General features: G+C 61.5%; 15 protein-coding genes and 1 pseudogene. 11 read left to right on the plus strand and 5 right to left on the minus strand.

What is annotated here, in order from left to right:
* Positions 1-10: 10 nt before the first annotated feature.
* The 3 genes from E0E29_RS15065 to E0E29_RS15075 are packed head-to-tail and all read left to right on the plus strand — an operon-like array spanning position 11 to position 4,129.
* Positions 11-1,315, plus strand: a complete 1,305-nt coding sequence (locus tag E0E29_RS15065) for a hexokinase family protein (RefSeq protein ID WP_130850536.1) — start codon at positions 11-13, stop codon at positions 1,313-1,315.
* A gap of 30 nt (positions 1,316-1,345) precedes the next feature.
* On the plus strand, positions 1,346-3,013 hold the full coding sequence (locus E0E29_RS15070; protein ID WP_130850537.1) for a formate--tetrahydrofolate ligase: 1,668 nt from the start codon (positions 1,346-1,348) through the stop codon (positions 3,011-3,013).
* 15 nt (positions 3,014-3,028) lie between these two features.
* Positions 3,029-4,129 (plus strand): SLC13 family permease, encoded by a 1,101-nt coding sequence (locus E0E29_RS15075; protein ID WP_242622521.1) that lies wholly within the window; start codon positions 3,029-3,031, stop codon positions 4,127-4,129.
* Positions 4,130-4,188: 59 nt separating this feature from the next.
* Here E0E29_RS15075 and E0E29_RS15080 read toward each other — a convergent pair whose 3' ends face one another.
* Complete coding sequence (locus E0E29_RS15080; protein WP_130850538.1) at positions 4,189-5,694, minus strand: N-acetylmuramoyl-L-alanine amidase; 1,506 nt, start codon at positions 5,692-5,694, stop codon at positions 4,189-4,191.
* A 298-nt stretch (positions 5,695-5,992) separates the two neighbouring features.
* Here E0E29_RS15080 and feoB point away from each other — a divergent pair, with 298 nt between their 5' ends.
* Together feoB and E0E29_RS15090 are read left to right on the plus strand one after the other, a co-directional pair.
* The gene (gene feoB / locus E0E29_RS15085; protein ID WP_242622522.1) at positions 5,993-8,401 is read left to right on the plus strand and encodes a ferrous iron transport protein B; all 2,409 of its coding nucleotides are present in this window, start codon (positions 5,993-5,995) and stop codon (positions 8,399-8,401) included.
* 12 nt (positions 8,402-8,413) lie between these two features.
* Positions 8,414-8,575, plus strand: a complete 162-nt coding sequence (locus tag E0E29_RS15090) for a FeoB-associated Cys-rich membrane protein (RefSeq protein ID WP_130850540.1) — start codon at positions 8,414-8,416, stop codon at positions 8,573-8,575.
* Positions 8,576-8,622: 47 nt separating this feature from the next.
* Here E0E29_RS15090 and E0E29_RS15095 read toward each other — a convergent pair whose 3' ends face one another.
* Positions 8,623-9,123: a pyridoxamine 5'-phosphate oxidase family protein gene (locus E0E29_RS15095; protein WP_130850541.1), complete on the minus strand. Its 501-nt coding sequence runs from the start codon at positions 9,121-9,123 to the stop codon at positions 8,623-8,625.
* 146 nt (positions 9,124-9,269) lie between these two features.
* Here E0E29_RS15095 and E0E29_RS15100 point away from each other — a divergent pair, with 146 nt between their 5' ends.
* Positions 9,270-9,890, plus strand: a complete 621-nt coding sequence (locus E0E29_RS15100) for a thiamine diphosphokinase (protein ID WP_207303614.1) — start codon at positions 9,270-9,272, stop codon at positions 9,888-9,890.
* 53 nt (positions 9,891-9,943) lie between these two features.
* Here the strand turns inward: E0E29_RS15100 and E0E29_RS15105 are convergent, their stop codons facing one another.
* The gene (locus tag E0E29_RS15105; protein ID WP_130850542.1) at positions 9,944-11,428 is read right to left on the minus strand and encodes an aldehyde dehydrogenase family protein; all 1,485 of its coding nucleotides are present in this window, start codon (positions 11,426-11,428) and stop codon (positions 9,944-9,946) included.
* 244 nt (positions 11,429-11,672) lie between these two features.
* Here E0E29_RS15105 and E0E29_RS15110 point away from each other — a divergent pair.
* Both E0E29_RS15110 and E0E29_RS15115 read left to right on the plus strand, forming a co-directional pair.
* Positions 11,673-11,813 (plus strand): annotated as a pseudogene (locus E0E29_RS15110) (IS5 family transposase); the annotation flags it as partial.
* Positions 11,814-11,988: 175 nt separating this feature from the next.
* Positions 11,989-19,491: a SpaA isopeptide-forming pilin-related protein gene (locus E0E29_RS15115; RefSeq protein ID WP_130850544.1), complete on the plus strand. Its 7,503-nt coding sequence runs from the start codon at positions 11,989-11,991 to the stop codon at positions 19,489-19,491.
* A 163-nt stretch (positions 19,492-19,654) separates the two neighbouring features.
* Here E0E29_RS15115 and spoVAC read toward each other — a convergent pair whose 3' ends face one another.
* Positions 19,655-20,092 carry a stage V sporulation protein AC gene (gene spoVAC, locus E0E29_RS15120; RefSeq protein ID WP_130850545.1) on the minus strand — a complete coding sequence of 146 codons (438 nt, stop codon included), beginning with the start codon at positions 20,090-20,092 and terminating at the stop codon, positions 19,655-19,657.
* Positions 20,093-20,231: 139 nt separating this feature from the next.
* Here spoVAC and E0E29_RS15125 point away from each other — a divergent pair, with 139 nt between their 5' ends.
* Positions 20,232-20,708: a DUF6530 family protein gene (locus E0E29_RS15125; RefSeq protein ID WP_130850546.1), complete on the plus strand. Its 477-nt coding sequence runs from the start codon at positions 20,232-20,234 to the stop codon at positions 20,706-20,708.
* 151 nt (positions 20,709-20,859) lie between these two features.
* Positions 20,860-22,200: an MATE family efflux transporter gene (locus E0E29_RS15130; protein WP_130850547.1), complete on the plus strand. Its 1,341-nt coding sequence runs from the start codon at positions 20,860-20,862 to the stop codon at positions 22,198-22,200.
* Positions 22,201-22,228: 28 nt separating this feature from the next.
* Here the strand turns inward: E0E29_RS15130 and murC are convergent, their stop codons facing one another.
* Complete coding sequence (murC, locus tag E0E29_RS15135) at positions 22,229-23,602, minus strand: UDP-N-acetylmuramate--L-alanine ligase (protein WP_130850548.1); 1,374 nt, start codon at positions 23,600-23,602, stop codon at positions 22,229-22,231.
* Between the two features lie 195 nt (positions 23,603-23,797).
* Here murC and E0E29_RS15140 point away from each other — a divergent pair, with 195 nt between their 5' ends.
* Entirely contained in the window at positions 23,798-24,787 is a 990-nt protein-coding gene (locus E0E29_RS15140) for a CCA tRNA nucleotidyltransferase (protein WP_130850549.1), read from the plus strand.
* The last annotated feature ends 24 nt before the right edge of the window (positions 24,788-24,811 follow it).

Here is a 24,811-nt window from a genome sequence, read left to right on the forward strand (position 1 = left end):
GGTGAGCCATATGGCCGATATCGTCGACAAAACGCAGGCATTTCTGCGCAAATACGGTCTGGACCCGGCGCTGGTAGACGTGGATGCCTGTACCAGAGCCTTTCAGGCCGACATGGAAAAAGGGCTCCGGGGCGACCCCGATGCCTGGATGATGATGCTCACCACCTACTTGTCCCTGGACGGGGATATCCCAAAGGATACCCCAACCATCGTCATTGACGCCGGAGGCACCAACTTCCGCATCGGCCTGGTCACCATCACGGATCAGGGACCGGTGGTGGAGGACCTGCGGGTCTTCCCCATGCCCGGCTCCCAGGCTCCCATCACTTGGGAGACCTTTGTGGATGAGGTGTCCGACGCTGTCCTCCCCCTCACGGGCCGCAGCCGCCGGGTAGGGCTGTGCTTCTCCTACGCCGCCGAGATCCTGCCCAACCGGGACGGCAAGGTCCTCAACATCTCCAAGCAGGTCCAGATCTCCGGCTCCAAGGACAAGGAGCTGGGCCGTGATATCTCCGCCGCTCTGGCTGCCAAAGGGGCGGAGGGGGTCACCTTCGTGGTCCTCAACGATACGGTGGCCGCTCTGCTGGGCGGTGTGGCTGCTCTGAGAGAGGAACGCTTTGACGGATACATCGGCCTCATCTACGGCACCGGCGTCAACACCTGTTATGTGGAAAAACGGGAGCACCTGGGCAAGGTGACCACACCCTGGGACCAGGACACCATGCTCATCAACATGGAGTCGGCCCGGTTTGACGGCGCGCCTCTGAGCACCTTTGACAAAGCGCTGGATGAAAACAGCGTGGACCCCGGCCTGTGCCACTACGAGAAGATGGTCTCCGGCCGCTATCAGGGTGAGCTGGTGTGGCGGGCCCTGCGGCAGGGTGCGGCCGACGGCCTCTTTTCCGCCAAACTCACCGCCTTTCTGACCGGCCTGGAGGGACTCACCATGGTCCAGGCCGACACCTTCACCGCCCGTCCCTACGGAGACAACCTCCTGGCTGCCGCCTGTGACGGGGAGGAGGACCGGGAGGCGGTCTATACCATCATCGACCGTATCGTGGAGCGCTCCGCCCGGCTGGTGTGTGCCAACCTGGCTGGCATCCTCCTCCAGACCGGCGCAGGGCAGCACATCCACCGCCCCGCCTGTGTCGTGGCGGAGGGCTCTACCTTCTATAAAGGACACCTGTTCCGGGGCAAGCTGGAGCGGCTGTGCGGCAGCTATATTACCGGCACCCTGGGCCGGCATATGGTGTTCCGTCAGATCGAGGACGCCAATCTGGTGGGGACCGCGGCGGCGGCCCTGCTGAATCCATAAGTACGGAGAAGAGAGAAAGGGGTCGGAAGCATGAAAACGGATATTGAGATCGCCCAGGCGGCGGAGATGCTGCCCATCGCCCAGATCGCCCAGCAGGTGGGCCTGGATGAGGACAAGCTGGAGTACTACGGAAAATACAAGGCCAAGGTGGATACCCTGGCCCTGCGGGATGTGCCCCGGAAGGGTAAGCTCATCCTGGTGACTGCCATCAACCCCACCCCGGCGGGGGAGGGCAAGACCACAACCAGCGTGGGCCTGGGCGACGCCCTCCACCGGCTGGGAAAGAAGGCCGTCCTGGCTCTGCGGGAGCCCTCCCTGGGGCCGGTCTTTGGCGTGAAGGGTGGCGCTGCCGGCGGCGGCTATGCCCAGGTGGTGCCCATGGAGGATATCAACCTCCACTTTACCGGCGACTTCCACGCCATCGGCGCCGCCAACAACCTGCTGGCCGCCATGCTGGACAACCACATCCAGCAGGGGAATGCCCTGGACATTGACGTCCGCCGCATCACCTGGAAGCGGTGTGTGGACATGAACGACCGGCAGCTGCGGAACATTGTCTGCGGCCTGGGCGGCAAGGTCAACGGCGTCCCCCGGGAGGATGGCTTTGATATCACCGTGGCCAGCGAGATCATGGCGGTTCTCTGCCTGGCCTCCGACCTCATGGATTTGAAGGCCCGGCTGGGCCGCATGGTGGTGGCCTACAACCGTTCCGGCGATCCGGTGTACTGTTCCGACCTGAAGGCCCAGGGGGCCATGACCGCCCTGCTGAAGGACGCCATCCGGCCCAACCTGGTCCAGACCCTGGAGCACACCCCCGCCTTCATCCACGGCGGCCCCTTCGCCAACATTGCCCACGGCTGCAACTCTGTGTCCGCCACCGACACTGCCCTGAAGCTGGGTGACTATGTGGTCACAGAGGCCGGCTTCGGTGCCGACCTGGGAGCTGAGAAGTTCCTGGATATCAAGTGCCGGGCGGCTGGTCTTACCCCCGATGCGGTGGTCATCGTGGCCACGGTCCGGGCCCTGAAGCACCACGGCGGCTGCCCCAAGGCGGACCTGGGCAAGGAGAACCTCCCCGCTTTGGAGAAGGGCCTGCCCAACCTGCTCAAGCACGTGGAGAACATCACCAAGGTGTACGGTCTGCCCGCCGTGGTGGCCATCAACCAGTTCGACAGCGACACCGAGGCTGAGATTGCCATGATCCGGACGGCCTGCGAGAAGTACGGCGTCCGGGTGGCCCTGAGCCAGGTGTGGGGCAGGGGCGGCGAAGGCGGCGAGGAGCTGGCCCGGGAGGTTCTGCGCATCATCGACGAGGAAAAGCCCGACTTCCGCTTCGCCTATGAAAGCGAGGCTCCCCTCACTGAAAAGATCGAGGCCGTGGCCAGGAAGGTCTACGGTGCCGACGGGGTGGGCTACGCCCCCGCCGCCGCCAAGGAACTCCAGCGGCTCACTGAGCTGGGCTACGGCAGCCTCCCCGTGTGCATGGCCAAGACTCAGTACTCTCTCTCTGACGACGCCGGTAAGCTGGGCGCCCCCACCGGTTTCCACATCAAGGTGCAGAAGGTGAAGGTCTCCGCCGGAGCCGGCTTCGTGGTGGTCCTCACCGGCGACATCATGACCATGCCCGGCCTGCCCAAGGTCCCTGCCGCCGAGAACATCGATGTGGATGAAAACGGCGTCATCACCGGCCTCTTCTAAGGGGGCAGAGACCAAGTGAAGGCATTTGTCAAAAAGGAAGCAGTGCTGTGCATCGCCTTCCTGTGCGCGGTGGTCTCCATGTTCCTGGTGCCCCCTGACGGCGGCTATGCCGATTATGTGGACTACCGGGTACTGGCCCTCCTCTTCTGTCTCATGCTGGTGGTGGCCGGGCTGCAGGATTGCGGGCTCTTTGATCTGCTGGCCCGGCGGCTCCTGGCGGGAGAGAAGCGGTTCCGCTTCCTGGCGCTGGCCCTGGTGCTGCTGCCCTTTTTTAGTTCCATGCTCATCACCAACGATGTCTCCCTCATCACCTTCGTGCCCTTTGCCGTGTTGGTGCTGGAGTTGACGGGACGACAGGCCCAGCTCCCCTATATCGTCACCCTCCAGACTGTGGCTGCCAACCTGGGCAGCATGGCCATGCCGGTAGGCAACCCCCAGAACCTCTTTCTCTGCTCCAAATTCGGCATCCCCATGGGCGCCTTCTTCGCCGCCGTCCTGCCCCTGACGGCGGTAAGCCTGGTGGGGCTGGTGCTGGCTGCCGGAACCACCAGCGGAGATATCATACGGGTGGACTTCAAGGACGCCGGCGGCATCGGCAAACCGGGACAGCTCAAGCTGATGCTCCTCCTCTTCGTCCTGTGTCTCCTCTCCGTTTTTCATGTGCTGCCCTGGCCCGCCCTGCTGGTGGTGGTCATTGTGGCGGCGGCCGTCTTTGCCAGACACCTCTTTCCACGGGTGGATTACGCTCTGCTGTTCACCTTTGTGTGCTTCTTCGTCTTCTCCGGCAATTTGGGCCGGATCGGGGCGGTGCGTACCTTCCTCACCGGCCTCATGGACTGGAACACCGTGGTCACCTCTGCTCTGGCCAGCCAGGTCATCAGCAATGTGCCCGCCGCCGTGCTGCTCTCCACCTTTACCGAGGACTGGAAGGGCCTGCTGGTGGGCACCAATGTGGGCGGCCTGGGTACCCTCATCGCCTCACTGGCCAGCCTCATCTCTTTCAAGCTCTACATCCGCACCGAGGGGGCCAAGCCCCTCCGGTATCTGGGACTCTTCACCCTGGCCAATGTGATCGGGCTGGTGGTGCTGGGCGTAGTGGTCTGGCTCCTGCCCTGAATGGAAAAAAACAAGCGTGGACGCAGAGCGTCCACGCTTGTTTCATGATTTGGGAAAAGTCAGGCGTTTGCCTGGGCCTCCGCGGTGAGATAGTCCACGATGCCCTGGGCGATGCCCTGGGCCAGCAACTGCTGGTAGCTGTCATCGGTCAGGTTCATGAGCTCCTCATGGTTGGTCATAAAGCCCATCTCCACCAGCACTGCGCACATATCGGTCTCCCGCAGCACCACGAAGTCGGCATCCTTAATGCCACGGTCAAGGCCACCGGTGATCTGGCACAGGGGAGTCTGAATGGCCTGGGCCAGCCGGGCGCCCCGGTTGCTGGACGGGTGGTAGTATGTATAGATGCCCTGGTAGTCGGGGCGGTTTTCCGCGGCGTTGGAGTGCAGGGAGACAAAGACGTCGGCACCGGCGGCGTTGGCCAGGTCGGCCCGCTCATAGAGACCGATCTCCACGTCGGTGGAGCGGGTCATGATGACCTGGAAGCCCTGGTTCTGAAGGATGGAGACCAGCTTCAGCGAGACGGCCAGGTCAATGTCCTTCTCCATGATGCCCTCGTAACAGGCACCGGGCCGGTCTCCGCCGTGGCCGGGGTCAATGACGATGGCGTAGTCCTGTGGGTTGATGGAGACGGTGGGTGCGGTCTCAGAGGCGCCGTGGGTGGTCACACTGACACCAGTGAGGGTGGTGGTGATGGTCAGGTTGCCGGCAGCGGTGGCACCGGCGGCCAGATCCAGCACGAACCGCACCGTGTAATCGCTGCCGGGGTAGAAGTCAGCGCCATGCTGGGCCCAGCGCACATCAGAGAGGTAGGTGTCACTGGCGGTGCAGCCGGTGAAGTCCTCCGACAGCACGGTGTCCAGAAAGTCGATGGCCACCCGGTCGCCCAGGTCGGTGACCTTGCAGTTGGGAGCCTGGTCCGTGGCAATGGTGAGGGTGCCGTCGCTCCAGCTCATGCCGGTGATTCGGACCGCGTCAGCCGGGACTTCCGGCTCCTGGGAGGGAGTCTCCGGCTCCTCCTCCGGGGCTTCGGGGGCGGTTTCCGTGAGCTCAGCTGTCAGGTGGGCAGTATAGGTGGCCTGGTCCCACTCCACCTGAGCGCCCAGGGTCTCGGAGACGAAGCGCAGTGGGATCATGGTGCGGTCAGCACCGTCGTAGCCCACCACCTGCGCAGGGACTCCGTCGGGCAGGGGGGTGGACACGCCGTTGACGATGGCGGTGGCGCTGTCCAGGGTGAGGACGATGACATCCTCGCCTTTGGTGAGGATGACCTGTCCTGTCTGCTGGACCCAGAGGACCTGGGCCTGGAGGGCCTCACCCACCAGACGGACGGGAACGAGGGTCCGTCCGCCCTGAATCATGGCGGGGACATCGCCGCTCAAAGGGTCGCCGTTGAGGGTGAGCTTCACCACTTCTGCGGAGGCCGGTGTGTAGGTGTGCTGGTTCCAGCTGTAAAGCTGTACGGAGAGGGTCCCGTTGGGACCGGCGGCAAAGGCGGTGAGGGTCAGGGCGTACAGCAGGGCCAGGACCGTCAGCAGGATGGTGAGCTTCTTTCTCATGCTCATGGCGTCCCTCCTTGGGATGGATTTCCGTTCTATTTTATCCAACCCGTCCTCTTTCGTCAAGAAAAGAGGAGAATATTAGTTGACATAAATTTTGGCAGGAAGTTGTGCCAAGTGAACAAAACCTACCATTTTGGAGGGCGATATTTGGACTTGCCTTCCCCAGGGGGACGTAGTAGTATAAAGAGTGGAAAAAGTTTGACAAGACTAATCCTTCGGAGAAGAAATATTGTCTCCGGAGAGCAGTGGAGGCAAGGAGTAAGCGATGGCGTCAGAGACGTTGAACAAAAGGGGCACGCTGATGGACCTGGAACCGGGTCACAGCGCGGTCATCCTCAAGGTAGGCAGCGATAAGGGACCGGTGAAACGCCGGCTGGTGGACATGGGCCTCACCCCCGGCACCACGGTAACGGTGCGGAAGGTAGCGCCCTTCGGCGATCCCATCGAAGTGAATATCCGGGGCTACGAGCTCTCTCTCCGGAAGGAGGACGCGGCACAGATCGCGGTGACCACCAGCGAGGAGGAGGCCAATGCCCGTCGGCAGGAGCGCAGCCGGCGGCGGCAGGCGGTGCAGAAGACGCCGGATGAGGCTACCCGCCAAAAGATGGAGGCCGCCCACGCCCATGAGAAGGAGCACCACGGCGGTGTGCCCGACTATGCCAGCCATGACACCCGCGAGATGAAGCTGGCCCTGGTGGGCAATCCCAACTGCGGCAAGACCACCCTGTTCAACGCCCTCACAGGCTCCAACCAGTACGTGGGCAACTGGCCCGGCGTGACGGTGGAGAAGAAGGAGGGCAAGGCCTCGGTGGACGGCAAGTCGGTGACCATCGTGGACCTGCCGGGCATCTATTCCCTCTCCCCCTACTCCATGGAGGAGATTGTGGCCCGGGACTTCATTGTGGGGGAGCACCCCGACGCCATCATCGACATTGTGGATGCCACCAACATCGAGCGGAACCTGTATCTTACCGCTCAGCTCCTGGAGCTGGAGCGGCCCATGGTCATCGCCCTCAACTTCATGGACGAGGTGGAGAAGCACGGCGACCACATCGACGTGGAGAAGCTCTCCAAGGAGCTGGGGGTGCCGGTGATCCCCATCACCGCCCGGTCGGGGGAGAACGTGGAGGAGATGCTCCGGGTGGCCCACCGGCAGATGCACATTGGCGTGACGGTGGAGCCGGACGACCTCTATGATGACTATACCCACCGTATCCACCACCAGGTGGGCGAGCTCATTCACGACAAGGCCTACGAGGTGGGACTGCCCGCCCATTGGGCCTCCATCAAGCTCATCGAAGGGGATTCCCTGGTGGAGCAGGCTCTGGGCCTGGACGAAAAGACCCAAAAGTGGCTGGAGTCCATCTATCAGGATTACGAGGGCGCCTACGCCCTGGGCGACCGGGAGACGCTCATTGCCGACAGCCGCTATCAGTTCATCCAGAAGGTGGTGAGCGCGTCGGTGGTGAAGGGCCGGCCCCGGGATGCCCTCACACGTTCCGACAAGATCGACGCCATCGTCACCCATAAATACCTGGCCATTCCCGTGTTTCTCCTTATGATGCTGGCCATGTTCGCCATCACCTTCGGACCCATTGGCTCCTTCCTCTCTGATGGGGTAGAGTTCCTGGTAGGCGAGGTCTTTGCCGGCTGGGTGGCCTCGGCCCTGACCACCGCCCAGGTGGCGCCCTGGGTGGAGTCTCTGCTGGTGGACGGTGTCATCTCCGGTGTGGGCGGCGTGCTCACCTTCCTGCCCCAGATCGCCCTGCTCTTCCTCTTCCTCTCCATCCTGGAGGACTCTGGCTACATGGCTCGGGCCGCCTTCATCATGGACCGGCTGCTGCGGCGGTTCGGCCTTAGCGGCAAGGCCTTCATCCCCATGCTCATGGGCTTTGGCTGCACCGTCCCCGCCGTTATGGGCGCCCGGACCATGGAGAACGAGAAAGACCGGCGCATGACCATCATGCTGGTGCCCTTCATGTCCTGCTCCGCCCGGCTGCCGGTGTACGGCCTTATGTCCGCCGCCTTCTTCCCCAAATACAGCGGACTGGTGGTCTTTTCTCTTTACGTTATCGGCATTCTGTTCGCCATCGTCTCCGGCCTCATCCTGAAAAAGACGATGTTCCAAGGGGAGCCCGCGGCCTTCCTGCTGGAGCTGCCCCCCTACCGCCTGCCCACCTTTAAAAACTGCGCCATGCACGTGTGGGAGAAGGTCCGGGGCTTCCTGGTGAAGGCGGGTACCCTCATCCTAGCCATGAGCGTGGTCCTCTGGTTCCTCCAGAACTTTGGACCCGGCTTCACTATGGTGGAGGACGCCTCCGGTTCCTTCCTGGGCATCATCGGCGGCTTCATCGCTCCTCTCCTCCGGCCCCTGGGCTTCGGCACCTGGCAGGCGGCGGTGGCCCTCCTCTCCGGCCTCATCGCCAAGGAGGCGGTGGTCTCCTCCATGAGCATGTTCTACGGCTTCTCCCTGGGGGCCAGCGGCACCGTGGTGGCCTCCGCCCTCTCCGGTACCTTCCAGACCCCGGTGGCGGCCTACGCCTTCCTGGTCTTCGTGCTGCTGTACGTCCCCTGCGTGGCGGCGGTGTCCACCATCCGCAAGGAGATGAACTCCACCAAGTGGACCATCCGCTCCATCCTCTGGCAGGTGTGCGCAGCCTATCTGGGCTCCTTCCTGGTCTATCAGATCGGCAGCCTCATTGTGGGCTGAGAGGAGGACGCCATGAAATATGTCATCTACGCCGCCGTAGCTCTGCTCATCCTGTGGGCAGTGGTCTACCTGGTCCGCCACGTCCGAAGGCAGCTCCGGGGCGAGTGCGGCTGCGGCGGGAGCTGCGGCGGCGACTGCACCTCCTGCGGCCAGAGCTGCGGAAAGCGGAAATAAGAAAAGGAGGTCCCTGCCCACATCGGGCAGGGACCTCCTTTTGTATCTCACTCCAGCGCGTGACGGCTGCGGACCAGCTCGATGGCCTCCTTGCCGGAGAGGTGCTCCATGGTGACCTCTATTACGACCACAGCGGGCAGCTCCTTTTCCAGAATTGCCTCCCTGTGGGCCTCGCTGTCCTCGGGGGCGTAGCGGAGGGCCAGCTTCTCCAGCGCGGTTCGGATCTCCGCCGGGTCCTCCAGCACTCTGGCCTTCCCGAAGAGAATGACGCTGCGGAAGTAGGTGGTGTACTCCAGGGGGACCACCTGGTCCCGGTCCACCACGCAGAAGGTGACCTTGGGGTCCCGAAGGATGGCGTCCAGCTTGTGGCCGGTCCGGGCGCAGTGGAACCAGAGCTTTCCATCCTCGTAGGCGTAGCTCAGGGGGACGGCGTAGGGATAGCCGTCGTCGCCGTGGACCGCCAGCACCCCGGAGGTGCCGCGGTCCAGCACGGCCAGGCACTCCTCCCGAGAGAGGACTTGATCTTTTCGCCGCATATCACGAAACATGTGGAAAAACCACCTTTCTATCATTTCCTATGTGGACCAGTTATATCACGGCGGGCGGAATTTTGCAAGGAGGGAGGTCCGACGCTGGACAAGACCGGCCCAGTGGGGTATGATGATTAGATAAGACGAAAGGCGGGAGAGCAGATATGATCCAGCAGGGCACATGCTATATCGTGGGGGCGGGGACCTTTTACGACCGGAACTTTGCGCCGGGCGCGGGGGACTTTGTCATCGCTGCCGACGGTGGCTACGCTACACTAACAGTCCGGGGGACGGACATGGACCTGGTGGTGGGGGACTTCGACTCCATGGGTTTCCGGCCCGACCATCCAAAGGTTGTAGACCTGCCGGTGGAAAAGGACAACACCGACACCATGGCCGCCATCCGGCTGGGCTGGGACCGGGGCTACCGGACCTTCCGGCTCTACGGCGGCACCGGCGGCCGGGTGGACCACACCCTGGCCAACCTCCAGTCCCTGGTGTGGCTCTCCACACGGGGCGGGCGAGGCTTCCTGATGGGGGAGAACTGGACCGCCGTCGCCATTACCGACGGCTCCCTGGCCTTTTCGGCGGACCACCGGGGGACGATTTCGGTGTTTTGCCAGGGAGACCGGGCGGAAGGGGTGACCCTGGAGGGTCTCAAGTACCCCCTGAAGGACGCCGTCCTCACCTGTGATTTTCCACTGGGTGTGAGCAATTCCTTCACCGGCGTGGAGAGCCAGGTGACGGTGGGGAAGGGGACCTTGCTGATCCTGTGGTATGACTGAACAGATAAGGCGGGCGGGACCAAATGGTCCCGCCCGCCTTTGCATTGCGAGCTTTATTTGTCGGGATAGAAGCCGGAGGGGGCTTCGGAGAGGTTGATCATGATGTTCTTCATCTGGGTATAGTGCTCCAGAATGACTTTGTGGGTCTCACGGCCAATGCCGGAGGCCTTGTAGCCGCCGAAGGGGGCGCCCTCGGGGATGGCGTTGTAGGTGTTGACCCACATACGGCCGGTCTCGATGCCGCGGGACACCCGGATGGCCCGGTTGATATCCCTCGTCCAGACGGCGCCGCCCAGGCCGTAGGTGCTGTCGTTGGCCATAGCGATGACCTCGTCCTCGTCGTGGAACTTGATGACACAGGCCACCGGCCCAAAGATCTCCTCCTGGGCCACCCGCATCTTGTTGTTCACGTCCACCAGCAGGGTGGGCTTCATGAAGCAGCCCTTGGCCAGGTCGCCCTCGGTGGCGCGCTCGCCGCCGCAGGCCACCTTGGCGCCCTCTTCCTTGCCGATCTCGATGTACTGGAGGATCTTCTTCACCTGGTTCTCGTTGATCTGGGCGCCCATCTGGGTGTCAGCCTCCCAGGGCATGCCCACCTTGACCTGGTTGAAGCGGCGGGCGGCCTCCTCCACAAACTTATCATAAATAGTGTCCTGGACAAAGACGCGGGAGCCAGCGCAGCAGACCTGACCCTGATTGAAGAGGATGCCCAGATGTACGCCGTCCATGGCCATGTCCCACTTGCAGTCGTCGAAGTAGATGTTGGCGCTCTTGCCGCCCAGCTCCAGGGTGGAGGGGATGAGCCGCTCGGCGGCGGCACGGGCAACATTGCGGTCCACCTCGGTGGAGCCGGTGAAGGCCAGCTTCCGGAAGCCGGGATGGTCCAGGATGTACTGACCGGCCTTGGAGCCGGAGCCGGTGATGACGTTGAACACGCCGGCGGGGATCACGTCCTGGGTCAGGCGGGCCAGCTCCAGTACGCTCAGGGGGGTATCGCTGGAGGGCTTAAAGACGGTGCAGCAGCCGGCGGCCAGCACAGGCGCCAGCTTCCAGGCGGCCATCAGGAAGGGGAAGTTCCAGGGCACGATCTGCCCCACCACGCCGATGGGCTCCCGGAGAATCAGGGAGAGGGTAGTGCCGTCCAGAATATTAGCGGAGCCCTCCTCCGCCATGATGCAGCCGGCAAAGTAGCGGAAGTGGCGGATAGAATAGGGGATGTCGATGGCCATGGTCTCCCGGATGGGCTTGCCGTTGTCCAGAGATTCCACCATGGCCAGATGCTCGGCATTCTGCTCGATGATGTCGGCCACCTTGTTCAGGATGGCGGCCCGCTCATTGGTGGTGATGTTCTTCCAGGTTTTGAAGGCTTCCCAGGCCGCCGCCACTGCGGTGTCCACGTCCTCCTTGGTGGCCTGGGCGCAGGTGGCCAGGTGCTCACCGTTGGCGGGGCAGCGGGTCTCAAAGGTGGCGCCGTCGCCGGCGGGGACCCATTTGCCGTTGATATAAAGCCCGTAGTTCTCCTGGGTGATCCGTTCCATGGTGTGTGACTCCTTTCTAAGTAAATATGACCGGCGCAAGGTCCGGTTTGATGGATGGTGTTCCCAGTTCGTAAAGTGTACCCAAAGTCAAGGACACAATGAAATACCAAAAACATGAGAGTTGTTATGTGACCATAGATCTGGTCAGAAGCTATTTTTCATGCACAGGCGGTTTGCCTTGCAGAGGATAAACGCCTGTAGTGAGGTACGTGTAAAATTCATTTGGAGATAATTTTGCAAGCTGCTGTATAAAGAACGCCATCTGGTGGAGTGTTTTTTCCAGAAAATCAAGTGGTTTCGCAGAATCGCCACCAGATATGACAAGTCGGATGCTTCCTTCCTAGCCTTTGTGTATCTTGCCTCCATCGCTATTTTGTTGCTTTAGCACAATCTCCGCCTTTTTTCAAACAAGCCCTAATGATTGGCCATTCGGTAGCCACTACGAATACAGTAGCAAGGGCCAGTGGAAGTACTACGACGATACTTACACAGTCCCGGAGGGACAGTACGCCACCCGATTCTTCTTTGCCGCGGGTGAAACGCAAACCGGAAATGTTACTGTGGGCAATCTCATCGATGATGTGTGGTTCTCCACCGAGCTGCCCCCTGCCCAACCCAATAAGGGGCATTTGACCGTCACCAAAGAGATCACCGGCGTGGCTCCGAACACAAGCCTGAGTGATTACTCTGTCACTGTGACCGTGGGTGAGGATTCTAAGACCATCAGCAGCTTTACCTACGATCCCCAGTTGGAATGCTACGTTGGCACTGCCAGCTTCCCGAACCTGACCCCCGGTTCTTATAGTGTCACTGAGACCGTGAACGGGACGATCGAGGGGTATGAGGCGGATAGCGCTGGCAGCACCACCTCCCAGAATGTCACGGTTGTGGCAAACCAAACCGCCGCCGCTACCCTCATCAACAACTACGAGTTGGATGTCAAGGACTACGAGTTCACCAAAAAGTGGGAGGGCACCCCCACCAGCTTTGTGGTGACCCTGAAGGATAGCAAGTATGATGACCTGACTGTGAGCGTTGCCAACGATGGTACCGCCACCGTGACCGGCGGCAGTTACACCGCCACCGTCAGCGGGGCAACTGGAAAGACCTGGACCATTACCGTTGAGGACGTCCCCGCCGACAGCGACTACTATGTCTCTGCCGAGACCTCTGTGGGCGGCGAGAATGTGACCAACCATAACGGAGTCCTCGCGACCAGCGGCTATAACGGCACGACCAATGGCGCCAGCTGGTGGCAGGTCTCCATCAGCGGCAACACCATCACCAACACCCACTACTCTGTGGTCCGCAACGATCCCAAGGGCATCCTGAAGATCTACAAGACCGACGAGAGCAATAAGCCTCTGAACGGCGTTACCTTCAGCCTGACCGGCAAGGACAGCCAGACTACCAAGGATGGCGGCTATGCCATGTGGACCGATTTGGCGGTTGACGAGTACACCCTCGCCGAGACCGCCCCGGAGGGCTATGTCCAGCCCGGCAGCTGGATCGTCAAGGTGGAGAAGACTCCGGATATAGCCCCCAAAACCACCACCGCCACCAACGGTAGCAAGACCATCACCTACAACGATACCGTTGCGGTGAAGGTGAAAAAGAGCACTGAGGCAGATACTGCTTATCAGACTGTCAGCGATGCTTACACCATCACCAACAGCAAGGTGAAGGCCAGCCTGACCATCACCAAGTCTGTGGCCGGTAGCGCCAACTGGGACAGCGAGGGCTACACCTTCACAATCACTGGCCCCAACTATAATAAGACTGTGACGCTGACCAGCAACAAGCAGAGCGAAACCCTGACCGGGCTTTTGGTCGGCAAGTACACCATCACCGAGACCAACCCCGGCAACAGCGGCGACTACAAGTGGGACGGCGTGAGCTATAGCGGCACCGGCGTGAGCAGCAGCGGCAGCTCCGCCACCGTCACCATCGACCGGGACGACCACGGCAAGACCATCACCGTGAACGCCGCCAACAATTATAGCAAGCTGACCGACGGCCAGCTGCAGATCACCAAGAATGCCGTGGGCGCCCCCAACGGCGCCAGCTTCGACTTCACGGTGAAGATCGACGGTCAGCCCTACCAGGGCAATTACAAGATCGGCTCTGAGAAGAAGAAAACCGACGACGGCAAGATCACCCTGACCGGCGGCCAGACCGCCACCATCAGCGGCCTGACCCGCGGTGCCAGCTACGAAGTGGTGGAGGATGACTACACCACCGGCTATGACACCACGGTCAAGATCGGTACCGGAACGGCGACCAATTCTAGAACTGCTTCCGGCACCATCAGCGGCACCACCTCTGAAGTGACCTACACCAACACCTATGTTACCCAGAGCGTCACCTTCACCAAGGCGGATGCGGCTGAGGGCCATAGCCCGCTGTCCGGCGCGAAGTTCATCCTGAAGGATTCCAATGACAATCAGGTGGGCGAGGAAGTCACCAGCGACAACGGCGCCGTGACCTTCGCCGGCGTCCCCGTGGGCGTATACAGCCTGTGGGAGACCGAGGCCCCTGAGGGCTACGTGGACGTCCCGACGAACGGCAAGGACCTGGGGATTACGGTCACCGTCGCCAAGACCGGCGTTACCTTCAGCAAGACCAGCAAAGGCATTGGGGCCAGCATTGCCAGCTTCTTCAGCGGCGGCAACGACGATCCTTTTGAGATCGTTGGCGGCGCCCTGACCGTCTACAACACCCACAAGACGGCCAACATCCAGGTAACCAAGAACGTGACCGGCGGCTACACCCCCTCCAGCGGCGAGACCTTCACCTTCGGCCTGTTCACCCAGGAAGGCGACAAGTATGAGGCCGTCACGGATAACAGCGGCGAGGCCGTGACCATCGAGGTCGCCAAGGACGGCACCGGTACCTTTACGGGCCTGACCACTGGTCAGACTTATTACGTGGCCGAGCTCGATGAGAATCGGACCAACTACGACTGGACGGTCAAATATAATGTGTCTGCGGAGCGGATCAAGACCGCAAACGGCGTGACGTACGTGGAGGTGGTCCTGGACGCGGACAGCACCGAGACCGTGAAGCTCACTGCGACCAACGCCTACACCCGCAAGACCGGTGATCTGACGGTGGAGAAGACCGTGACCGACACCACTACCGATGAGGACTTTACCATCGTTGTGACCCTGGGTGACGGCACGGGCGAAAAGGTGACTGTCACCGGCGCTACTGCAGAATACCAGGCCAACGGCGTCTACACCTTCACCCTGAGCCACGACGAATCCGCTACCATCACCGGCGTGCCCTACGCCACAGAGTACACCGTGGAAGAGACCAAGACGGAGCCCTTCAGCTACGTGGTTTCCGGCGAGGTCACCACTCCTGCGGAGTTCCTGGGGGACCATACGGTCACTGTTACCAACGCCTACGTCACCAGCGGCTTCGTGGTGAACAAGGTGGATGATAAGGGCAACCTGATCACCACCTCCAGCGCTACCTTTACGCTGTACAACGCAGATCCCAAGGGCGCCGGCTTTGCTCCTGGAGCCGCAGTTGTGGCCAGCGCAACGACGGCCAACGGCGTGGCCACCTTCAGCAATCTGGCGGCCGGCACCTATTACCTCCAGGAGACCACCGCTCCTAATGGCTATGCCAAGGACGAAACCGTTTGGACGGTGAATGTCACCACCAGCGGCGGCAAGGTCTCTAAGGAGCAGGTCCAGGTCACAGTGAAGGAGAATACCACGCTCGCTGCCCAGCTGTGGAATTCCGTCCTGGGCTTCTTCTCCGGTAAGAACTACAGCATCTCCGAGGCGCTGCCTGTGACCATTTCCACGGCTGACAATTACAAAGAGCGCACCGCCGTGCTGAAGATGGTCAACGTGCCTCAGGTGACGGAGATCAAGAAGTACGTGGCCACCACGCTCTACACCACCGGCTCTGATCCCAGTGGATATGCGTGGGCGGACGATAAGGCAGAGTTTGAGAATCTGCTCCCCGAAACCGAAACCGTGACCGTGCTCTACAAGGTAGTCGTCACCGGCGCGCCCGGTGCGGACTACAATGTGACCGACACTCTAAAGGATACCACCAAAGCTTCCTACACTGTGACGCTGATCCAGGGTACTGAGGAAGGCGAGATCCCCGAGAGTGGTTCCGTGGAGCTGTACTACACCGCGAAGCTGGCTCCCACGACCTCCCGGAAGATTTATACCAACACCGCCTCCAACGGCACAATGAGCGACGACGCGAAGGTCTATCTCAAGAAGCAGACCTATCCTTGGCTGAAGGTGACCATCCGGTACTGGTTCCAGAATGAGTACGGTGTGTACGAGCTGAGCAACTACAAGTATGACAGCCAGCATGACCGGAACAGGTATCTGAAATTGCCTACCAGCAGCCTGATCGTCGCCGATCGTAACCCCCTTGCTCCGTCTCCGGACGGCTACGAGCTCTCCAAGAAGGTACTGGCTTCCCCCGCTCAGATCACCTATGCGGAGGCCTATGAGGAGTACAAGGCCAAAGGCACCACCCAGTGGTATATGGACATCTACTATGATCTGAAGAATCCCACTGCTACGGTGCAGGCCTACAAGGGCTGGAGCCACAGTTATCTGACTGAGGATGACCAGAGAATCAGCAGCCCCTTCCAGAGCCAGATGAAGAATGTGACCTATGGGCTCCAGCGCACCACTACCCCGGAGGTTGAGGCAAGTTGGAAGACCTATAAGACCAGCACCTTCGAGGTGAGCACCACCGGCAGCTCTTCGACGAGTTGGTTCAACGTGGAGCTCTATGAGACTGGGACCGCCAACAAGTATAGCTACCGCGTGGTGGAGACCCACATCAATGGGACAGAGCTCACTGATGAAAACCGTGTCCTGGGGTATGCCCCCAAGGAGAGCAACGTTCTGGTCAATGACGGGAATGGTCTGACGGAGAAGAAAACCTACTATGTCACGATCCAGAACGAGTATAAGCCGGTGCTTCAGCCGGTTCAGGACGGTACCAAGGCTTCCTTCACCGTCGTGAAGCTGGATGAAAACGGTGAGCTTCTTGAAAATGCGAAGTTCACCCTGACCGATGCCAGCGGCGCAGCCGTCGGCGAGCCCAAGACCAGCGGCACTGACGGCAGGATTACGTTTGACGGGCTGACGGACGGCACTTATACTCTGAAAGAGACCGATGCCCCGACCAACTACAAGAAGAGCACCAGCGAGTGGACCATCGTGGTCGCAAAGGATGAGCTGGTGTATGGCGCACCCGACCAAGACAACCATGTCACTGTGACGCAGAATTATTCCATCGAGGAAATCAGAGGCAGCAAGGACCAGGAGACCACGAAGGACTACGCGATCTCCGGTTCTACCATCACCGTGAGCGATGAGCGACTGACCACTCCCGACAACGCCGGCCTGACCATTACCAAGACCGTCACCGGCGACAAAGGCGTCACTATCCCCACCAACGATCCGTTTACCTTCACCGTGGTCTCCACTGGCGGAAACTACAAGCTGAACGGTGAGACCGTGGGGGCTGGCAGCAAAACCATCACCCTGACGAAGGAGAATGCGACCGTAACACTCACCAACATCGAGTATGGCACCACCTTCACCATTACCGAGACCATCGACGACGGCTACACCCTGGAGAGCGTGAAGCTGGACAATGAGGTCAAGAAAAACGGCCTGAACGTCATCATCGACGAGACAACTACCCAGGCGGCCGTGACCTTCACCAACCACTACGTTACCAAGGGCTTCACCATCGTCAAGGAGGATGCCGAGAAGCACCTCTACCTGTCCGGCGCCAAGTTCACCGTGTACGAGTACGCAAACGATGAGAAGGGCGACGTGGTCCTGACCACCGAGCCGACCGCTTTCAACGTGGAGACGTTGGCGCAGGAGACCTCCGTCAGCAACCTGCCCGTGGGCACCTACTGGATGGAGGAGACCACCGCCCCTGAGAACTACGTTCTCTCTGGCGAGGCTTGGATCATCACCGTGACCAAGGACGGCATTACGGTGGAGAAGGCCGAGCCCAGCATCGGGGAGCAGGCCATCCAGCTCTTCACCGGCAGCAACCTGCTGAAGGATGGCAAGCTGACGGTGAACAATACCCCTGCCGAATACAAGCTGACCATCACCAAGAATGTCACCGGCATCCCCGCACGCGATATGGAAACCTTCGCACACACCTACAACTTCAATCTGTTCCGCGGCGAAAACTTTGCGGAGAAGCTTACCACTGAGCCCATCACCGTGACCGTCACCTATGACGAAGCCTCCGGCAAGATCACCGGCTCCACCACCATCACCAGCAAGGAGTACAGCTGGCTGAAGGCGGATGAGTATCTGATCCTGGAGGATACCAGCACGGCGAACACGGAAACCTACAAGCTGACCGCAGACAGCGTTACCAGCACTGAGGTCACCCTGACTGAAGATCAGACCCAGGCCGTCATCGAGGCGACCGCAGAGCTGACCAACGACTACGACCGCATGCTGGGCGCCCTGAACATTACCAAGGCCCTGGGCGGCGAGACCGATAACGAGAAGCTCCGCGACGAGGTCGACGACAAGGAGTACACCTTCGTGATCACCGCCCCCAGCGACGAGGTGATGGACTACGGCACCGGCACCTACACCACCAGCACCAGCGACGGTACCACTACCACCGCCGATACCATTACCTTCCAGCACAATGAGGAAGACAATGTGTACACCGCCACCGTCACCGCCAAGATCGGTGAGACCGTGACCATCCCCGGCCTGCCCACCGGCACCTACACCGTCACCGAGGACCGGACCAGTGCCGACGTGGAGTACTGGGAGCTGGCCGTGACCGGCGAGGGTAGTGTGGACGTGACCAACAACGGCACCGCTGAGATCACCGTCACCAACACCTATACCCGTGAGGTCCCGCCGGTGAATCCTCCTGAGGACCAGCTCACGACTCTCACCATCACCAAGATGGTGAAGGACAGCCGCGGCGGCGATCTGACCGCTCTGGCGGCTGGCAAGAACTACTACTTCCAGATTACCGGCGAGGATGTGTACGGCGACGCGCCGCTCACCAAGAACGTGACCGTCACCGGCGCCGGTAGCGTGGACGTGGATCTGATCTGGGGCGACTACGAAGTCACTGAGGTGGACGCCAACGGCAAGCCTATCGACGCTGACAGCGCTGCTGTGATCGACGGCTACCAGTGGAACAAGGTGGAGTACACCGGCAACGAGGATATCGAACTGCTGGATGAGGGCGTTACCGCCACTGCCACCGCGACCAACATCTACGAGCCCGTTCCCATGGGCATCCCCGTGGTCAAGACCTGGAGTGGCGACTACAGCAGCCTGCCCAACAACATCGAAGTGGCCTTGTACGCCGATGGTGCCGACACCGGTCTGCGCCTGACCCTGGACAGTAGCGACCGGATGGACGCTACCCACTGGCTGGGTGTCTTTGAGTCTACAGATGAGCACCCGCTCTACCGCTATGCGGATGGCGGCAAGGAAATCGTCTACTCCGTGGTCGAGACTGAGATGAACGGCAATAGCATCACCGGCAGCTCTATCGGCTACTGGGATATCACTACTGGCCGGACCACCGCCGGCGCCGCCGGTGTGAGCGGCTATGATGCTGACACCTTGGTGCTCACCGTGCGGAACGACTACGATCTGCCCGACGATGATGACGATGACGATGATGATCCGACCCCCAGCCCCAGCACGGAGCCCACTCCCAGCCCCAGCACCGAGCCTACTTCCAGCCCCAGCCCCAGCGATGAGGTGGAGGTCCCTGACGAGGACACCCCGCTGGATGATCTGCCCGATGAGATCCCCGAGGATGAGGTGGATATCTCCGATGAGGACACCCCGCTGAGTGATCAGCCCGACGAGACCGATATCTTTGAGGAAGGCGTCCCCATGGGTGACCTGCCTCAGACGGGTAGTGTGGGCGATTACACCGCTGTGGATCCCGCTCATACCCTGGGCATGCTGGCCCTGGCGGCTTCTCTGATGGCCGCGGGCCTGCTGGTACTGATCGGCCGCCGGAAGGACGAAGAGACCGATGAGGACTGACCTGTCTAAACTTCGATCCTGAGGCATAATACAGTAAAAAGAGTGCCCCGTCTGGACAAAAGTCCAGACGGGGCACTCTTTTTTACGATTCATCGGGCCATTTCAGTATGCTGGGCATACACCGTCTATCCTAGAAGGCAATCAACAGAAAGGCCAGGCCCGGCTATGTCAGCAGACAGAGGATGAGCCCGTAGACCACGCTGGCCGAAATACCGTAGGCCAGCACCGGCCCGGCTACAGTGAAGAGCCGGGTTCCGGTGCCGGTGACGAGCCCTTCGCTTTTGAACTCCAGGGCGGGGGAGACCATGGCGTTGGCAAAACCGGTGATGGGAACAAGCGTACCGGCTCCGGCATGCTTGGCCAGGTCGTCAAAGCGGCCCAGTCCGGTGAGCAGAGCTGAGGCCAAAATGAGGGTCATGGAGACGGCGGCACCTGCGCTGTCCTGCGAGAGCCCCGCCTGGCGGTAGAAGCCCAGCAGCCACTGGCCAGCCGTGCAGATGAGTCCCCCCACGAAGAAGGCCCAGGCCAAGTCCTTGGCCATGGGGGAGGGCTTGGCCATCCGGCCCACATAGGCGCAATATTCCTGATTGGTCATGTCCATGGTATTTCGCTCCTTCCGTTGTGGACAGTTTGCCCCTTGACAGGGCAAAGCATACATGCTATGATTTCATTTACTGAATTAGTAATTTAGTAAATTAGTAAATGCCGGGCGGAGCACCGGGCGGGAATAGGAGCGAGAGATGGAGATCCCAACCAATCTGAAGCACAAGCCGGTGATTGTGGCGGAAGACTATGCACACATCGACGGCCGCAGCGCCTATGAGAGTGACGCCCAGGGGCTGTCCCTGGGACTGGCCCAGTGGAACGACCGGGGCCGGGTGGACATTTCGGCCAAGGTATGGCGGCACACCGGAGAGAAGTGGTCCCGTCAGTCGGAGGAGCTGCCCCTCCACCGGGTGCTGGATCTGGCCATTCTTACCTGCCGGGCCATGCGCTATTTCCGGGAGGAGGGCTACCGCTACCCCAATGGGTACAACAAGGAAAATCCCGTTATCGACCGGGTGGGACTTCAGGGGGATGCCATGACGGTGGCGGTGTGTACCGGAAACGACCACATTGACGGGGACATCGCCCTCTTCCAGGAGGCGCTGGCCCGGGATGGCGAGCTGCTGGGAGAGCGCATCCGGGTCTTGAAAGCGCTGGTGGCGGAGCTGTGATGGGTTGACTTCCGGGCACGGATGTGCTATACTGCCCACGCTTACTCGGAGGGCGAGTCATTCGCTGGAAATGATGAGCCGGATAAGAGGACAGGCTGAGACGCCTGTTTTCTTATCCGGCTCTTTTTTTCGGAAAAGGTGTGGAAAACGTATGGATCTTTTGCGGGAGAATGTGGGGCGGCTGTATGGGCGGTATCTGGCCGCGGCCTTTGGCAGCGCCCTCATCAGCTACATCTACGCCATGGTGGACATGGCCATGGTGGGGCAGTACCAGGGCCCGGAGGGCACTGCCGCTCTGGCGGTGGTGGCACCCATCTGGAATCTCATTTACAGTCTGGGACTCCTCACCGGCATCGGCGGCTCGGTGCTCTTCGCCACGGCCAGAGGAAGCGGTGAGGCGGGGCGGGAGAGTGAGGCCCAATCCTTCAACGCTGCCCTTTTGGCGTCTGTGGTCCTGGGGGCGCTGTGCTGGGCGGTGGTGGTGCTCTTTGACGCTCCGCTGCTTCGCTTTTTCGGTGCTGAGGATACCCTGCTGCCTCTGGCACAGCGGTATCTGCTGCCGGTCAAGTTTGGCGTTCCCCTGTTCCTGCTCAACCAGATGCTGGCCGCCTTCCTCCGCAACGACGGTGCCCCGGGACTGGCCACGGGAGCCGTTCTGGCCGGCGGCATCTTCAATGTCTTTGGGGATTATTTCTTTGTCTTTGGACTGGATCTGGGGATCTTCGGCGCCGGTCTGGCCACGGTGCTGGGTGCCCTCATCACCTTCTGTGTCCTCCTTACCCATTTTTTCTCCCAGAAGAACACCCTGAGACTGGTCCGGCCCACCCGCCTGGCTGCCCGGCTGGTGAAGATGGGCACCGCCGGCTTCTCCGCCTGCTTTGTGGATGCCGCCATGGGCATTCTCACCATCCTCTTCAACCGGCAGATCATGACCTATGCCGGGGCAGACGCCTTGGCGGTGTACGGCATTCTGGTGAACATCAGCACCTTTGTTCAGTGTTGTGCTTACAGCGTGGGACAGGCCGCCCAGCCCATCCTCTCCATCAACTTCGGCGCCGGCCGGTGGGACCGCATCCGGGCCGCCCTCCGCTGCTCCCTGCTGGCCACCGCCGCCTTCAGCCTCTTCTGGACGGCGGCGGCTCTGGCGGCGCCCTTGGTCTTTGTGTACATCTTCATGTCGCCTACCGAAGCGGTGCTGGCCATCGCCCCCAATATCATTCGCTGTTATGGCCTCTCCTTCCTGCTGCTGCCCTTTAACATCTTCTCCACCTATTATTTTCAGTCCCTCCTGCGGCCTGTCCCCGCCATGGCGGTATCAGTGGCACGGGGAGCCCTCATCAGCGGCCTTCTCATCATGACGCTCCCTGCCCTGCTGGGGCCGGATGCCCTTTGGCTGGCCATGCCCATCACTGAGCTGGTGGTGGCATTGCCGGTGGCCGCCCTTATGCTAAAGGATGCCCGGCACGGAACAAAAAAGCGCACCCTCGAATGAGGGTGCGCTTTGCATTGGGGGGAAAAGTTTACTCGCCCTTCACCAGGGCTTCGCCGGCAGTGTAGATGTCGCCGGCGCCTACGGTGAGGATGAGGTCGCCGGGCTGAGCCAGCTCACGAAGGGCGGCGGTGACCTCGGGCAGGGTGGCATAGTACCGGGCGCCGGGGATGCGCTCCGCCAGATCCTTGGAGGAGATGCCGATGTCGTTGGTTTCACGGGCGCCAAAGATCTCTGCCAGGAGCGTGATGTCGGGCTGCTTCAGAACCTCCACGAAGTCATCGAAGAGGGCCTTGGTCCGTGTGTAGGTGTGGGGTTGGAAGGCACAGATGACCCGCTTGTAGCCCAGAGTATGGGCGGTGTCCAGCAGGGCCTTGAGCTCGCCGGGGTGGTGAGCATAGTCGTCATAGACCTCGGCGCCGTTGTAGGTGCCCTTGTGCTCGAACCGGCGTCCGGCGCCCCGGAACTGGGCCAGGCCACGCTCCACCGCCTCACCGGGCACACCCAGGGCAATGGCGGCAGCGGCCGCTGCCAGGGCGTTCTTCACGTTGTGAAGGCCGGGCACCGACAGGGACACGTGGGCGTAGACCGTATCCCGATAGACCACGTCGAAGGTGGGCAGGCCCTTGCTCCAGGTAAGGTTGGCGGCGTGGATGTCGCCCTCGGTGAGACCGAAGGTGGTGACGGGGCGCTCCTCACCGGCCAGGGTGTGCATGGTGTTCTCATCGTCCCGGTTGGCGATGATCCGTCCGCCCTCAGGCACCAGGTCGGCGAAGGCCCGGAAGGACTTCTCCACGTCCTCCAGGTCCTTGAAGAAGTCCAGGTGGTCGGCCTCGATGTTCAGGATGACGGCCACGGTGGGGAAGAAGGAGAGGAAGGAGTTGCAGTACTCGCAGCTCTCCAGGATGATGGTGTCTCCCTTGCCCACCCGGTGCCCGGCCCCCAGCAGGGGGAGGGTGCCGCCGATCATCACCGTGGGGTCCAGGTCCGCAGCCATGATGATGTGGGTGCACATGGAGGTGGTGGTGGTCTTTCCGTGGGTGCCGGAGATGCACAGGGCGTGTTTGTAGCCCCGCATGATGGCACCCCAGGCCTGGGCGCGCTCAAAGACGGGGATGCCTGCGGCATGGGCGGCGGCAATCTCCGGATTGTCGTCGTGGACGGCGGCGGTGCGGATGACCAGCTCGGCCTGGCCCAGGTTCTCGGCCCGGTGGCCGATGTGGATGGTGATGCCCAGGCTCCGCAGGTGCTCCACCGTGGGACTCTCCCGCATGTCGGAGCCGGTGATGACCATACCGGCGCCGTGGAGGACCTCGGCCAGAGGGGCCATGGAGACGCCGCCGATGCCAATGAGATGGGCCCGGCGTCCGGGGGCGATATAGGGACGAATATCCATGTCAGTCATGGGTTTACACACCCTTTTTGGAAGATTATAATGTGGCGTATCGAGAGAACAGGAACAGAGGACCTGACCGCCGCAAAAACGGCCCGTCCGGTCCCGGCCACAGCGGGCCAAGCCCCGTGGGCCTTTGTTTCGTACCCTTCATTATACAGCCATTATAGGCGCTAAGCAAGGAAAAGATACCTGGGAGGGGATAAAATGGAGTGGGAACGGGTACCGGGGCCGGTGAGGACCTGCTGCGAGACCCTGTGGGCGGCGGGAGAGGAGGCCTGCCCCGTGGGGGGCTGCGTCCGGGACAGCCTGCTGGGGCGGACACCGGGGGACTGGGATGTGGCCACCTCGGCCCGGCCTGAGGTCATCCAGGGGCTCTTTGAACATACCGTTCCCACCGGCCTCCGACACGGCACCGTAACGGTGCTCCTGGACGGCATGTCCCTGGAGGTCACGGCCTTCCGCCGGGAGGAGGGCTATTCCGACGGCCGCCGGCCCGACCGGGTGGTGTTCGGGGTGGGGCTTACCGAGGACCTGGCCCGGCGTGACTTCACCATCAACGCCATGGCCCTCCTGCCAGATGGCACTGTGGCCGATCCCTTCGGCGGCGTGGCCGACCTGGCGGCAAGGCTGATCCGATGCGTGGGAGACCCGGAGCGACGATTCCGGGAGGATGCCCTGCGGATGCTTCGGGCGGTGCGCTTCGCCGCCCAGCTGGGCTTTGCCATCGAGGAGGAGACTGCCGCCGCCCTCCGCAGGGAGGCGGCGGGGCTGGAGCAGGTGTCCGGCGAGCGGGTCCGGGTGGAGCTGGAAAAGACCCTCCTCTCCCAGCGGCCGGAGCTATGTGCACTGCCGGTGGAGCTGGGGATGCTCACCCGCTTCGGTGCCCCCGCCCGGCAAGTGGACCTCACGGAACTGGCCGTCCTGCCCGCCACGCCGGAGGAGCGGTGGCGGGGGTTTTGTCAAAAAACCGGCCTGGACATCACCGTCCTGCCGGTGGAGCGGCGGCTCCGCCGGGCGGTGCTGGCGGAGCCGTCGCCGGTGCCCGCCCTCACCGGTGGGGAGCTGTACGCCATGGGGTTCCGCGGCGCCGCCATCCGAACGGCGCTGGACGCGTTGAAAAGTCATATTTCTGAATACCCAAAGGATAATACAAAAGAGAAGTTACGAGAAGTTTTAAAAAAAGCGGGGCTCTGACGGTGTCAGAGCCCCGCTACTGTA

Origin of the sequence: Intestinimonas timonensis, assembly GCF_900626145.1 — a bacterium.
GTDB lineage: Bacteria > Bacillota > Clostridia > Oscillospirales > Oscillospiraceae > Intestinimonas > Intestinimonas aquisgranensis.